The 13,913-nt window shown below is 37.4% G+C and carries 12 protein-coding genes; 10 read left to right on the top strand and 2 right to left on the bottom strand.

Annotation, left to right across the window (positions count from 1 at the left end; translation table 11 throughout):
• Positions 1–91: 91 nt before the first annotated feature.
• From MHI22_RS08180 to MHI22_RS08155, 6 genes are all read left to right on the top strand, one after another.
• On the top strand, positions 92–628 hold the full coding sequence (locus MHI22_RS08180; RefSeq protein WP_036120402.1) for a hydrolase: 537 nt from the start codon (positions 92–94) through the stop codon (positions 626–628).
• A gap of 267 nt (positions 629–895) precedes the next feature.
• Complete coding sequence (locus MHI22_RS08175) at positions 896–1,963, top strand: glycosyl hydrolase family 8 (protein ID WP_340811684.1); 1,068 nt, start codon at positions 896–898, stop codon at positions 1,961–1,963.
• Positions 1,944–2,801 (top strand): diguanylate cyclase domain-containing protein, encoded by an 858-nt coding sequence (locus tag MHI22_RS08170; RefSeq protein WP_271910335.1) that lies wholly within the window; start codon positions 1,944–1,946, stop codon positions 2,799–2,801. Before MHI22_RS08175 ends, MHI22_RS08170 begins: the two co-directional genes overlap by 20 nt.
• Positions 2,791–4,239 (top strand): DUF2334 domain-containing protein, encoded by a 1,449-nt coding sequence (locus MHI22_RS08165; RefSeq protein ID WP_340811682.1) that lies wholly within the window; start codon positions 2,791–2,793, stop codon positions 4,237–4,239. Before MHI22_RS08170 ends, MHI22_RS08165 begins: the two co-directional genes overlap by 11 nt.
• Complete coding sequence (locus MHI22_RS08160; protein ID WP_036120395.1) at positions 4,232–5,503, top strand: glycosyltransferase family 2 protein; 1,272 nt, start codon at positions 4,232–4,234, stop codon at positions 5,501–5,503. The genes MHI22_RS08165 and MHI22_RS08160 overlap by 8 nt, the downstream gene beginning before the upstream one ends.
• On the top strand, positions 5,503–7,545 hold the full coding sequence (locus MHI22_RS08155; protein ID WP_036120392.1) for a cellulose biosynthesis cyclic di-GMP-binding regulatory protein BcsB: 2,043 nt from the start codon (positions 5,503–5,505) through the stop codon (positions 7,543–7,545). The genes MHI22_RS08160 and MHI22_RS08155 overlap by 1 nt, the downstream gene beginning before the upstream one ends.
• A gap of 28 nt (positions 7,546–7,573) precedes the next feature.
• On the opposite strand, the gene MHI22_RS08150 is transcribed toward MHI22_RS08155, so the two are convergent.
• Entirely contained in the window at positions 7,574–8,080 is a 507-nt protein-coding gene (locus tag MHI22_RS08150; RefSeq protein WP_036120389.1) for a PCYCGC motif-containing (lipo)protein, read from the bottom strand.
• 80 nt (positions 8,081–8,160) lie between these two features.
• Entirely contained in the window at positions 8,161–10,455 is a 2,295-nt protein-coding gene (locus MHI22_RS08145; protein ID WP_340811680.1) for a YhgE/Pip domain-containing protein, read from the bottom strand.
• A 196-nt stretch (positions 10,456–10,651) separates the two neighbouring features.
• Here MHI22_RS08145 and MHI22_RS08140 point away from each other — a divergent pair, with 196 nt between their 5' ends.
• From MHI22_RS08140 to MHI22_RS08125, 4 genes are all read left to right on the top strand, one after another.
• Positions 10,652–11,131, top strand: coding sequence for a thioredoxin family protein (locus tag MHI22_RS08140; protein WP_036120381.1), 480 nt, complete (start codon positions 10,652–10,654; stop codon positions 11,129–11,131).
• 673 nt (positions 11,132–11,804) lie between these two features.
• Positions 11,805–12,506 (top strand): tetratricopeptide repeat protein, encoded by a 702-nt coding sequence (locus MHI22_RS08135; RefSeq protein WP_058844803.1) that lies wholly within the window; start codon positions 11,805–11,807, stop codon positions 12,504–12,506.
• A gap of 130 nt (positions 12,507–12,636) precedes the next feature.
• Positions 12,637–13,194 (top strand): hypothetical protein, encoded by a 558-nt coding sequence (locus tag MHI22_RS08130; protein WP_058844802.1) that lies wholly within the window; start codon positions 12,637–12,639, stop codon positions 13,192–13,194.
• 38 nt (positions 13,195–13,232) lie between these two features.
• On the top strand, positions 13,233–13,886 hold the full coding sequence (locus tag MHI22_RS08125; protein WP_058844801.1) for an alpha/beta hydrolase: 654 nt from the start codon (positions 13,233–13,235) through the stop codon (positions 13,884–13,886).
• The last annotated feature ends 27 nt before the right edge of the window (positions 13,887–13,913 follow it).

Here is a 13,913-nt window from a genome sequence, read left to right as displayed (position 1 = left end):
TATTTTTGAAGAAAGGGACTTCTTACTTTACGACAGGTAAAGCAAGATTTTGTATAATCATAAGAGAGAATAGGAAAAAGAGGTGTTCAAAATGTTTACAGTAGAGAAAGCTTGTTTAGTGGTTGTGGACGTACAAGGAAAGTTAGCGACAATTGTGGATGACAGTGAAGCGATGATTGACAATGTAGCAAAGTTGGTACAAGCCATGCAAGCACTTGAAGTACCTATTTTATGGCTCGAACAAAATCCAAGTCGCTTAGGTGGAACAGCACTGGATATAGCCCAGCATTTACAAGGGCAACCCATTGCTAAAATGGCTTTTAGTGCTTGCCAGGAAGAGGCATTTGTGGAGGCGATGAAGGAAAGCGGACGTTCACAATTTATTGTCACGGGTATCGAAACACATATATGTGTGTACCAAACGGCGAGACAATTGAAGGAACAAGGATTTGAAGTGGAAGTCGTGGTAGATGCTGTGTCTTCTCGAACAAAGGCAAATAAAGAAATCGGGCTAACTAAGATGAATGCACTTGGTATTTATCCAACGAGCACAGAGATGATTTTATACGAGCTGTTACAACGTGCAGACCATGAACATTTTAAAACAATTTTACAGTTAGTGAAGTAAAAGGAAACTAAAATTGAAACAATTGGTCTGGAACATGCAATCTTTGTAATAATAATTTTTGCTTTTAATAATAATGTACAAAAATATAATGATTTTATATAAATATGGTAGGTGTTCGATGGGTCTATAGACCTTTTTCGGACATCTTTTTTTTATGGAAACAGATACGCGTAGGACACTACTCTTATAAAAGCTTCGCCATTCTAATTATTGTATACTATAATAAAAAGGCGGGATTTCATTATAGGGAAATAACGATTAATGAGGATGATGACAATGCGTAAAAATAATAAATGGTTGCTGTTTATAGGTAGTGTTGTTCTTTTTTTGATTAGTTGTACGGCCAAAGAAATGACTGTTCAAAAAGAACCTCTTTCACCAACGGAACAGTTTGTTATTCAAGATTTACTAAATGATAAAGGGTTGTTAAGCACAGATTTAACAAACCAAAAGGATTTATTTTTATCAGAATCAGTAGGGTTATGGCTTGCGTACCTATTAGAAAAAGACGATCAAGCTCGTTTCAATGACCAGGTGAATGTCATGAAATCCTATTTTTTAACAAATGATATGATTGTCTGGAGAATAGAGGGCTCAAAAAAAGCTACGGTAAACGCCCTGATTGATGATTTACGAATCATTCGTGTTTTACTGGAAGCAGGTGAAAAATGGCATGATTCGTCTTACATACAATTGGGTAAAAACATGGGAGATCAGTTAGTTCAATATGGGATGAATCAAAATCTATTTGTCGATTATGTGGATGTTTATACTCATGATAAAGCCCAGACACTAACAATTAGCTATATTATGCCTTCTGCTTTCAAAGAAATGGAAAAATATGATGTGTTATCACAACAACAAGTTCAGCATCAGTTAGCAATTTTGCAAAATGCGCCACTTACTGAGGCAGGGTTCTTTCCAAAATATTATGATATTCCTTCTAAAAGCTATGTGTTTGACGAGGAACTACACATGATTGATCAGTTGTATACGGCTTATCATCTGGCTTCAATGAATGGAGATACAGCCGCATTTAAAAACTGGCTGTTAAACCTTCTAAAAAGAGACGATAAATTGTATGGTCGATACAATGCACAAACAAATGAATCAACAGTTAGCTATGAATCACCAGCCGTTTATGCAATGGCAGCTCGCTATATGATTGCCTTAAATGAGCAGCAATTAGCACAACAGTTCATCGAAAAAATGTCAGCTTTGAAAGACCCTACAACAGGCTATGTTGATAAAAAAACGCAGTCAACGCATAGTTTTGATAATTTACTACCACTATTAGCAGAAAGGGAGGTAGAAAATGCGTACAACAATGACTAAAAATAGAGCGATTTTGGTATATGGGACCATTCTTATTTTACTCTTGCAAATACCTGCTTATTTTTTATTGCGACAGGATGTTGAAGGCTTATTACTATACATGTTTTTAATGCTCTTACTTGTTCTCACCCTTTGGAGAGGGACGGTATTTGGGCTTATCAGTAGCCTTGTCTTTATTTTTATTACAGGATCAACACTTCTCTATACAGGAATATCTGGATCCATGACATTTTTAAATTCTACCTTCTCTATGCAGATATTTTTCATATATGGCATCATATTGCTGCTGCTCATTCTTTGTGCTGGTAAGATGCATGAATTAATGAAAGAACAGGAAAACTATTTAAAAAAGTTGCAAGAAGATGTTAGAAAATATGTAGCGATTGATGTTGAAACTGGATTTGATAATGAGGCACGTATGTATATTAGTGTCAATGAGGAAATGCGACGAGCGGATCGACATAAGCATACCTTTGTTTTTATGGTGTTGAAGATTGAAAATTATCGCAAGTTCCAACAACTTTATGGAGCGAAAGAAGTCCAACATTTATGGCAACAGCTCTCTCAAAGGATTCAACAAACTGTTAGGCAGACAGATAAAAAATTTCGATTTCGTGAAGACCATATCGGCTTACTGCTAATTGATACGACGGATGAGCATATGGAAGTTATTTATGACAAATTGGACCAGGCTTTAAAAAATCACCAATTGTTAAATGAAAAATGGGTGACGCTCCGTTATAAAACAAGCTTTTTTACCTATCATCCACTGAAGGAATCAACATTTGATGAATTATTAGAAGAACTGGAAAGAGAGATGAAAACAAGTGCGCTCTAACTATCGTTTATGGTTCGCCATTGGCATGCTTTGTTTTTATACTTTCATCAACCAAGAGTTGGTCTTTGCAGCCGATTCTGATAAGGACGTAGCTTTGATCTATGTCACAAGTAACCAACAGCCAAATGAGGATGTAATCGCATTGCAAGCCATATTGCAGAGTTACACATCAGTAAATGTTGTTTCGATAGAAGATATCAACAAACAAAAGCTGCAACCATACAAACGCGTCGTTGTAATGAACGCCTACCCAACAAAACTTCCTCCTCAAGCACTGTCTGCACTGAATCAATTCAAAGGGTTCGTACTGTTGATAGGTGACAATGCGCTTCAATTTTCACCCTTTTCCAAATGGCAGGAAGGTCCAGTAGTGGAACTTAGAGCGATAGGAGAAGAAAGTTTACATAGCCCTGTGCGGTGGAACAGTTTACTACCAACCGATGATTCAAAAATAATCCAGAGGGCTTTATCAGTAAACCAATCCTATCCTTTTATCATCAGCAAGGACAAATGGTCATTTATTGGAGAATTCATCAATAAAGATACATGGTCCTATCAATGGCCTGCTATTATAGGCGAGCTTTTACAATTACCCAAGCCACAGATACATCCTGGCTATATTGTGTTAACAGATATTAATATGAAAACAGATGTGCAAAAGTTAAAAGAGGTAGTGATGGGATTTTCTGAAAAAAAAATACCCATTGCTCTTGAAGTCACACCCATTTTCATGGATGAGCATGAAAAAAAATCCTATCACTTGCACGACAATAAAAAATTATTAAGTTATTTGCAACAATTGCAAAAGGAAAATTATCCATTTATTCTTTCATCATCCACTACTATTCCAACTGAAAGAAGTCTTGATTATTTAGTACTTCGTAAAATTTATCCTACAGTCATCAATGGTGATAGCCCCTTATTTAAAGGGAGTATACAACAAGGAAATCAACAACTATATCTATCTAAAAGTGACAATCGCATCATTTACCCGATGACGGTTGGGTCTATTGCCAATACGGATAATCTTCCTCTATATCCTGTCCAACAGGAAATAGATCGATTATTAAAAGTGCCTAGCTCCATCATTGGTATTCAATATCCAGCCTATTTAAATGCTTCCTACGTAGAGGGTCTTGTAGCTTATTTAAGGGAACATCCACAAATCGAATTTTTCGATTTCCGTCATACGAAACAGCAAGTAACGTCAGAGAACGTTTCGATCGTGCAGGATGAAAAGGGTAAACAAACCATTCACTTATCGTTTTCGAAATTAGAACGATTAAAAATTTCATTTGATGAACGACCATTTGAGTTAATATTATGGGCGCTCGTTTTCATTGTTTCCCTGTTTGTTACATTATTTTTTATAAGTACCTTACGTTTACGTATCACATTACGTAAGAGATTATTTGAGGAGAGGAAAACAAATGGCTAATACATTATTTTTTATTTCACTTTTCCTCATTTGGATCATGTTACTCTATCATATGTTTTTAATGGAGGGTGGTTATTTACACTTTCGTACATTTGAAAAACCGATTGATGAATGGGCTAAAAAAATGGACAAAGTTCCTTCTGTTAGTGTCTTTATCCCTGCTCACAATGAAGCGCTCGTGATCGACCAGACACTAAGGGCCATGTCTCGTTTATATTATCCTAAAGATCAACTAGAGGTGATTGTCATTAATGATAATTCCTCTGATGAAACAGGTGCGATTGCAGAGCAATACGCTAAGAAATTTCCATTTATTCGTGTGATTGAAACAGTAGAGCCGAACAAGGGGAAAGGGAAATCCTCTGCGTTAAATTCGGCACTTGCTGATTCAACAGGCGATATCGTAGTGGTCTATGATGCTGATAATACTCCTGAACGGATGGCAGTTTGGTATTTAGTGATGGGATTAATAAATGATCCGAAAGCAGCTGCTACTGTAGGGAAGTTTCGTGTTATCAACGCAGCGGAAACGTGGTTGACACGCTTTATTAATATTGAAACGATATGTTTCCAATGGATGGCTCAGGGAGGGCGTTGGAAATGGTTTAAGGTGGCTACCATACCTGGCACTAATTTTGCTATCCGGCGCACTGTTTTAGAGCAATTAGGTGGTTGGGATGTAAAAGCATTAGCAGAAGATACAGAGCTGACCATTCGTGTTTATAATTTAGGCTACCACATCCGCTTTTTCCCAAAGGCAATTACATGGGAGCAAGAGCCAGAAACATTAAAAGTATGGTGGAAGCAACGCACAAGGTGGGCAAGGGGCAATCAATATGTAGTGCTAAAGTTCTTGAGTCAATTTTTTACCTTAAAAAGAAAAAGTATTATGTTTGATTTATTTTACTTCTTCTTTACGTATTTCTTATTTTTCTTTGGCGTTATACTATCCAATACTTTGTTTATCATTAATTTATTTTATGATATTGGTTTGACCGTTGGCGATATTGCCCTTGTTTTATGGGTATTAGCCTTTTTACTTTTCCTAGGCGAAGTTATGATTACTTTAAGTATTGAAAAAACAGAAATGAATCGAAAAAATTTCTTCTATGTCATACTTATGTATTTTACCTATTCGCAAATGTGGATCGTGCTAGTCGTTTGGTCATTACTATTAGAAATAAAACGCATGTTTACAGGGCAGGAAGTTCAATGGTATAAAACAGAGCGTTTTTCCAAGCAATCAGATAAAGGAGCAGAATAATGAGAACCAAATTCTTCTATTCATTGTTATTTTGTATTGGTTTTTTATGTTTTGCTAACGATGCAGTTGCGGCAACCATTACCGTGGATGACAACATAATTGCAATAGAGGGCAATCAACAGCAGAAAAAGCCGTTATTAGCACAGCCAATCGAATTACAGGGGCCTTCTTCGTCCAGAGATTTTTACTACAATTTAACTGAGGATGTTCCCTCAAATAATCAACAAGTGACATTTCAAATTCAGCATTCAGAACTACTGATAGCACCGTCCTCCTTCACGGTGAAAGTGGATGATGTAGCACTTAAAACAGTGCCATTGAGAGCCGATTTATTAAAACAAACTGTTACGGTCAATCTTCCAAAAGAAGCACTGTTACAAGGCTCACATAAAATAACAGCTAGTTTTTATGGCATTCTGAAAGAAGGAATTTGCGTCGCTCCAGGCAATGCAGGGAATTGGTTACGCATCGAAATATTATCATCTATTTCAGCATTCAGCGAGGAAAGTCAGGCAGGGTCCTTAACAAGTTATCCTGCTGCATTTTTAGGTTATGAGGGCTATGTCACGACGGTTGTTTTACCGAAGCAGGCCTCTGAAGCCACATTAAACAGTGGCTATCAGCTTGCTGCTTTTTTATCCGAACATGGTGATATAGATGTACAGATTAAACGAGAAGATGCTGTTAGTAAAGCGTCAGGTCCAATCATTATCGTCGGGGCGAAAACCGAATTTAGTACAAGCCTATTGAAAAAAATAGTAAACAACATAAGTGTTACGGATGATGCAATGACACTGACAATGCAGGAACTTTTGAATACAGACTCTAATCGAAAAGTTCAACTTTTAGTGGTAACCTCTTCGAATGCTCAAGCGATACAGGATCGACTATCATTTTTAACCGAAGCAAGACTATTCGAGCAATTAATCGGTAATACAGTAGCGATTAAAGATGTACCGACAGTGGAACAGACATCCGACACAACGATTCCATTCCAGCAATTTGGCTTTGAGGACCGACTTTTATCTAGTCAAGTCACAATGACACCTCATTATTATGTTTCCTTGCCGCAACTAGAGGCAAATAAAGAAGCGACGATGCGATTGATCTTAAAAAAATCTGCTACTATACCGAGCAGTAAAGAGGACGAGGATCGAAAATTAGAATTGATTGCTTATATTAATAATGTGCCACATGCTGTAGATTTACGAAAATTAGAACAAACAACATCAGATATGTACGAGGCGATCATACCGATCCAAACCAACGTGCTTAACAAGCAATCAATGACAGATCTTCAATTTGAGGTAACGGGCTTCCAACTTGAAGATCCGTGTGAAACAACTAATGAGCGATACTGGCTGTATATTGATAGTGACAGCACATTGTCCATTGTAAAAGATACAGCAGAGCCAACCTTTACATTACGTGATTTCCCCAATGCCTTTCATGAAAATACGTTAATGGTCATCCCTAGTAACGAAAATATGGATGATACAAAAATGGTGTCGCTTTATAAAGCATTAATGATGAATGGAAAAATGGCGCAAATCACACTGATGAAGGACAAAAATGTCACAAAGGAAAAGTTACAAAAGCATGCAGTTATTTTTACGGGAGATATGGAGCATCTGACATGGCTGTCACAACATGCTACCACGATTCCGCATACAACTAAGCAGTTCATCAAACAAGGATTTTTACCTGAGGCTATTGGTCAATATGCATTTATAACAAAAAATTTCTGGCAGGTTAATGAGCCTTTACTATGGATTCATTCATTTGGAGATACTCCCATAACGGGAGACTTTTATAGCCATTTAAAAGAGACGGATTCACAGATAGCTGCTGCGATTGAAACAAAAGAAGGACAATTTGTAGTGGCAGTGAATCAGCATGCTAATAACGGCGTTATAAACGTAGATAAAAAAGGTGAGATCTCCTATGTCTTAATTGCGGAATTTGTGGGGCTGATTATTGTCATCGCAGTAATTCTATATATCATTCTTCGCAAAAGGAAGAAAAATCAATTGAAAAAATAAAAGCAAAGTCGCGTGCGACTTTGCTTTTTTATGCAGGCATATCAGTTGGTGTTGGCTTTGCATAGCCTTCTTTATAAGTATCATCAATGACCTGACGAATTTCTTTTAGGCTTTTTCCTTCTTTATGCATTTGTGCGGACTGTACAGCAATCTCTAAGCATACTAAACAACGTGTTCCATGATCATCCCAGACGATGGATCCGTCTTCTCGTTTGTCCTGAATAAAGCAGTTTAAATTACTTTTATGGCCTACTGATTCGCCACAACCGCAATAGCATGGCATCCATTCTAGAACCTCTGTCGATTGTCCTGCAAGCTGATAGACTAAACGAATATTTTCCTGTTTATCGTCTAAAAAGGATGGCAGGACATCAGCCGAAGCGGTTTCTTCCTGTATATCACCTGAAGCTTGTGTATGTCCTTCATGTGAAGCGTCATTAGCTTCATGGTTCGATTCAACACTGTTTTTATCTTTACCACATGCACTTAATAATAATAACGCCAATACAACAAAAATAGAAATCGTTTTCTTCAAAAATAGCGCCTCCTACATGTTTACAATACTTCCATTATAACATCGTTTCCGTAAACATTTACAGGCAGTCTATTTGAAAATCAATGAAATATATCTAATCCACGTGTTTTGTTCATGAAATGTTCCATTTTCTCGCTCAATAATTTCTTTAAGAAAAAGCCGAACAGGATAAAAATGAACCAGAAACCTGCTAAGAAGAGGAGATCCACCCAAACTGTGGACCAAATTATCCCTCCTACAGCTTCACGCATTAATTCTATAGCATACGTAAAAGGTAAAAATGGATTGATTATTTGGAAAAACCTTGGTAATAATTCGACAGGATATGTCCCACCAGACCCTGCAATTTGTAGCACAAGCATCACGATAGCTAATGCTTTCCCTACATTTCCAAAGACGGATACGAGTGTATACACAACGGTTATAAATACGAGACTAATGAAAAGACCAAATAAGATAAAGTAAACGGGTGCTTGAATAGAGCCGTCTACTAAAAATGTATCGCCGATGGTAATAATCAATGTTTGGATAAAAGAAAAAGTTCCAAATGTTAAAAGTCGACCAAAGTATATATCACGAATACTGTAAGATGAATTGCCATGAAGATTCACAGATAATAATGAAATTAACAGTAAACAACCTACCCAAATAGATAGCACAGTGTAAAACGGTGTCATAGCTGTTCCATAATTTGCAATAGGGAATAAGCGATGCTCCTGCAGTTTAATAGGTTCCTCAAAGAAATTGCGTTCAGCATTGACGTCATTTTTCAGTAATTGCACAATCTCTGCAATATCGGCTTCCTCTTCTAGTGTCCGCAGTTTAGTCGCTAATTCCTTAATTTTTGAGCTTAAAGTCGGAAATTCCGTTTGTATTTTTTGAATAGCATTATTAGCCGTTCCTAGTGTATTTTTAGCCTGTGACAATTTAGCTGTTGCTTGTGGAATGAATTGCTTTACATCCGTCAGCATAGCCGAAGCATTTGTTAATGTTTGTTTAGCACTAGCTAAGGTGGATCGAATTTGTGGCTCTAGACTATCATTATAATAGGATAAAAATTTCTGCAAATTAGTCGTTGCGTTTTGTGCCATGTTTTGAATAGCGACAATATCCTGCTTGATGACTTCCTTATCAATTGGCTTTACTTGTGCCAGTTTATTTAGTACATCGTCATGTAAAGCATGTAACTGTTGTAATGCGCTAAGAGCGTTTGTCGTGGAATCAATGAAGCTTGGTTGATGCTGTAAGGCTTCACGGATCGTTGTAAGCTGTTCAATGAGTGACTGATTCTCTTCGGCATTATTTTCCTGTAAAGAATTGATAATAGTTGTCAAAGACTTCTCTAATTGCTGTCGTGTTAAGGCATCAGCTTGAATTAATTTTTGCAAAGCTTCAAGCGTTTGAATACTATTAGTGATGTTATCTTTGGCGGTTGTCAATTGCTGTTGCAATGCTTCCTTCGTTTGAGCAAAGGAGGATGGATCTAAGTCGATATTATTGAGCTTATTTATGATATCTGAAAAGTGTTGTGCGATAGTTTGGACAGTGGCTACATCTTGTTTGATAACAGGTGACAGCTCATTAAACAGAACATCCGCTTCATTCACTAAATGTAAACCCTTCTGAATGGTCGTTAAACCATCTGTTGTAAGTTGTTCTACTTGAGGTATTTGTGTAAGTGCTTGATTCAGTAATTGATTTGCATCCTGCCCTTGCGTAGAGGCTTGAGTCAAAAATGAATTGATATCAGGTAAATGCTGTTCGATTGTAAAGACATAGTTTTCAAATTTGCGAAAATCAGGAATGTCACGCTCCATTTCAACGCCAATTGTATTAAAAATGGAAAAAAGAGTGCCATTGACAGTCGACACAAATTCATTCGAAACTTGCTGTGTAAGGACACTTGCACCTTTACTTGTAATTTTAGGGGCAATAGGATTCTTTTTTTCATTTACATAATAATCGATATGAGCTTTCGTTGGTTGATCGGTTAGAATGGAAGTTAGCTTTTCGGAAAAATCATGGGGGATGACAATGGCAGCGAAGTATTCGCCATTTTTTAATTGTGCCAGCGCTTGTTTCTCCGTCTCTAGCTCCCATGTAAAGCTATTATTAGTACGTAAATTCTCTATGACCTCTTTTCCAACATTGATGGCATCATCTCTAACAGTAGTTCCCTTATCTTCATTGACTATTGCGATCTTCATATTAGCTGTGTGGGCGTACGGGTCCATGGAAGCATAAATATTCAACCATGCGTAAAGAGAAGGCAGGAAAATAAGTCCACCTATAATGACAGCTACGACCCAATTGGTAACAATATTTCGGATATCCTTTGTATAAATTTGAAAAACATGCTGGAACGAGTTTTTCATCTAAATCACCCCACATTTCAAAATTTGCATGATCTCTCATTATGTATGTTCCCAAATATACTTAAAATTATGTTATAAATGTGAAATATCTTCATTTAAAGGCAAATTAGTTTACTAGGTTTTCAAAACACTTTATAATCAAACGCGAATACACTAAAATTAGGCTTTTAGTGTAAAAAAGGAGGTCACTATTTTAGTGAAAAAATTATTAATTATTGGCTCAGTGATTGTTGTATTATTTGCAGCAATTATTGTGCTTACCAATGTCTCAAACAAGAGTAAATTAGAAAGCGCAAACAACCCTTACGGCGATAAAAAGCTAAAACAAGAAACAATCGATCAATTAGACGATAAAAACTATCAAAACATTATGTTACCAGATGAACTAGAAGCTAAAATTGAAGCTGGTGAAGCAGTTAATGCTTACTTCTTCAGTCCAATTTGTGTTCACTGCCAAGCATTTACACCAGTATTAATGCCAGTTGCCGATGAGCTAGGTGTTGATGTTGCACAATTGAATGTCTATGAATATGAAGATTTATGGAATAAGTATAATATTGAAGCAACACCGACATTTATTCATTTCGAAGGTGGTAAAGAAGTAAATCGCTTTGTAGGAGCTCTTAAAGAAGAGGATTTACGTACTTTTTTAAATACCGTCGTGTTAAAGAAATAGAGAAGTAGAGACTGTATCAAAATAACTTTTGATACAGTCTCATGTTGTTGAAAAAGATGATGTTAATAGCAGAACAAGACTTTTTAACAAGGTAAGAGGTTGATTTCCGTTCCGCCAGCGTCCTTTCCAGGGGGGCCGTCCGATGAGCCGCTTCACTCACTGCGTTCGCTCCAGGGTCTCCTCTATGACGCTAAATTCCCTAGGAGTGACGCTGGCTCCACTCCAATCAACCTTTCTGCAAAAGTGTCTTTTCCTGAACAAAATAGACCATTATTTATATTATAAGAGAGGATAGCCTCTTATTTTCAATGTGGAGAAGTGATGTGTGACAACACCCCTCCATAAAAGAGTAGTGAATGCCTTCACTTGAACCTTTGCTAAAAAGTTAACATTTTTATTTTATGGGGTGGAAGGCTACTTGAGTCCCGTGGGATAGCGAGACAGGCGAGCCTCTAAACGGAGCGGTAGCAGAGGAAGCGGCTCGGCGCTCGCCCACAGGAAAGCAAGTAGCCTACAACAGAAATCCTTTTTTACCTTTCACAAAAATGCTATTATGGATGGTTTTCTTTTCCACATTAAGAGACTGTATCAAAATAACTTTTGATACAGTCTCTTTTGGTTTTTGTAGTGTATACTAAAAATACTGAAAAGTTGTACACTGGAGGAATCGACAATGTCAATGGATGATTATTTTTATAACGGTGAACTGATGAAATGCTATGAATTGGCGAAGCAGGTGACAAGCGAAGAAGAAAAAGCACGGGCACAAAAATACATGGCTTTATTCGAACAATATGATCTTGATCGCTACCCAAAGCCTACAGCACATGGGGAAGTACAGCATGCAGAAAGAGCTGATGAAAGCTACCCTGAATCGGATTTGGTGGTGGAAATACGTGCAATAGAAGAGGAAGAGGCATTTGCCAAGCGTATTCAGCAATTAGAGGAAGCTGCGAAAACAGGCACACCATCCGATAGGGCTCAATCCTTTTTTACACAAGGGGAGCTGTTTTTATTTGCTCACCACTACAATGAGAGTGTTCACTGCTTTCAACAAGCAGTAAAGGAAAACCCAAATAAGGCTGTCTACTGGGGGATTACGGGGCAGACAATGCATCGCTTTGGTTGGATGCCTTTTGATGCACTTGGTTATTTAGAGCAAGCGATTCAACTAGATCCTATAAATCCTCGTTGGAAATGGAATAAAGCACTAGTCCTTATTCAATTGGCGAAGGATTTACAAATGGCTCCATTTATGGCGAATGCCGCACTCGCTTTGGAGGATGCACTAGCCTCTTGCGGAGAACAGCAACGATCATTGAAAGATGCCATTCAAAATACAATGGATACTATGGATAGCTATGTGTTCTCTTAATTTATGTAGGATGTCTCCAACTGTAAATGGAGGCATCTTTTTTCGGCTGAGAGAGGTTCGTTGCCATATTCCACAATCATGGTATGATAAGAAAGAAAATGATTTGTAGATATAAAGGACGGATTTTTTTATGGCACAAGAAGTGGCAAATAAATTTATTGAAAACGTATGTAATCATTTAGTTCGCAATATGAATATAACGAAGGTGGAAGAGCATTTTAAAGAAACCATTGCCGTGCAGCGACAATCAGCCGCATCCACTAAGGACTTTTGGGATATGCTGATGGTCAATATGCTCTTTTTTACTGAGAATGAACAGGCTTGGGAGCAACAATTTTTAAAAATGCTTCATGCAAAAAATTGGCTAAAGCCTGCAGCGCTGGAGGAAGAGTTATTAATGCACCAGATGCGAATTCGTCAGCAAGTAGCAGAGCAAATGGAGGCAGCGAAGGAATTATTCCATAAGCAGTATGAGACGGAAAACATGACAGAGGAAGCCATCATTTATGACTATGCATATAGCTCAGCCGGTCATTCAATGCGGATGGATTTATTAACTGTTTTTGTATCAACGCCAGAGCAATCAAAAGTACTTTTTGATGCAGACCCAGAAGAAACAATTCGTATTGTAAATGGGTATATTGCTTATCATACAGATGGTTTGATTAATAAAACAAAATTATGCTAACTTTGTTACGAAGTTTTACGTGAAAGGAATTTAATTGAATGAATACACCATTTACTTTTAAACATACACAACCAACTGAAATGGATTCTACGAAAAAATATCCTGCTATTTTTTTATTGCATGGTATGGGTAGTCATGAAGAGGACTTACCACAATTAGTGCAAGATTTTCAAGAGCAATGTCATATATTTAGCTTACGAGGGCCGATTACACAGAATCCTGGCTATGCTTTTTTCACGATTCAAGAGGTGGGACAACCAGATCGCGCAATTTTTGATAAAGTATTAATGGCGCTTCAACGTTTTATATTAGAAGCGATCGATGAATATCAAATCGATCCTCATAAAGTATTCGTCTTAGGCTTTAGCCAAGGCGCCGTATTAGCACAATCACTTGCCTTTGTCATGGGGAATTTAGTGACAGGAATCGTTGCTTTAAGTGGCTATACCCCTAAATTTGTAACGGAGGAATATGCCATCCGCTCAGTAGAGCATTTACATGCTTTTATTTCTCATGGTGATTATGATTATGTCATTCCTTCTCAATGGGGCATGGAGAGTAAGGAGATTTTTGAACAATTTGGTGCAAAGGTAACCTTTAAGCAATATCCAGATGGACATGGTGTCACACCTGATAATCTTCGTGACCTTGTAGCATTTTTAGCACAGCAATTACAAGAAGATCTTCAATAAAATGACAACCGAGGCAAATAAATGTCT

It is taken from the genome of Lysinibacillus sp. FSL L8-0312 (genome assembly GCF_038003285.1).
Taxonomy (GTDB): domain Bacteria; phylum Bacillota; class Bacilli; order Bacillales_A; family Planococcaceae; genus Lysinibacillus; species Lysinibacillus fusiformis_D.
Note: the sequence above shows the minus strand (reverse complement) of the source record. Positions and strands in the feature narration are given on the sequence as shown.

Excerpts from the sequence above, each read along its gene's own strand:
- MHI22_RS08180 (WP_036120402.1), top strand. The coding sequence starts at position 92 with ATGTTTACAGTAGAGAAAGCTTGTTTAGTGGTTGTGGACGTACAAGGA.
- MHI22_RS08175 (WP_340811684.1), top strand. The coding sequence starts at position 896 with ATGATGACAATGCGTAAAAATAATAAATGGTTGCTGTTTATAGGTAGT.
- MHI22_RS08170 (WP_271910335.1), top strand. The coding sequence starts at position 1,944 with ATGCGTACAACAATGACTAAAAATAGAGCGATTTTGGTATATGGGACC.
- MHI22_RS08160 (WP_036120395.1), top strand. The coding sequence starts at position 4,232 with ATGGCTAATACATTATTTTTTATTTCACTTTTCCTCATTTGGATCATG.
- MHI22_RS08155 (WP_036120392.1), top strand. The coding sequence starts at position 5,503 with ATGAGAACCAAATTCTTCTATTCATTGTTATTTTGTATTGGTTTTTTA.
- MHI22_RS08145 (WP_340811680.1), bottom strand. The coding sequence starts at position 10,455 with ATGAAAAACTCGTTCCAGCATGTTTTTCAAATTTATACAAAGGATATC.
- MHI22_RS08135 (WP_058844803.1), top strand. The coding sequence starts at position 11,805 with ATGTCAATGGATGATTATTTTTATAACGGTGAACTGATGAAATGCTAT.
- MHI22_RS08130 (WP_058844802.1), top strand. The coding sequence starts at position 12,637 with ATGGCACAAGAAGTGGCAAATAAATTTATTGAAAACGTATGTAATCAT.
- MHI22_RS08125 (WP_058844801.1), top strand. The coding sequence starts at position 13,233 with ATGAATACACCATTTACTTTTAAACATACACAACCAACTGAAATGGAT.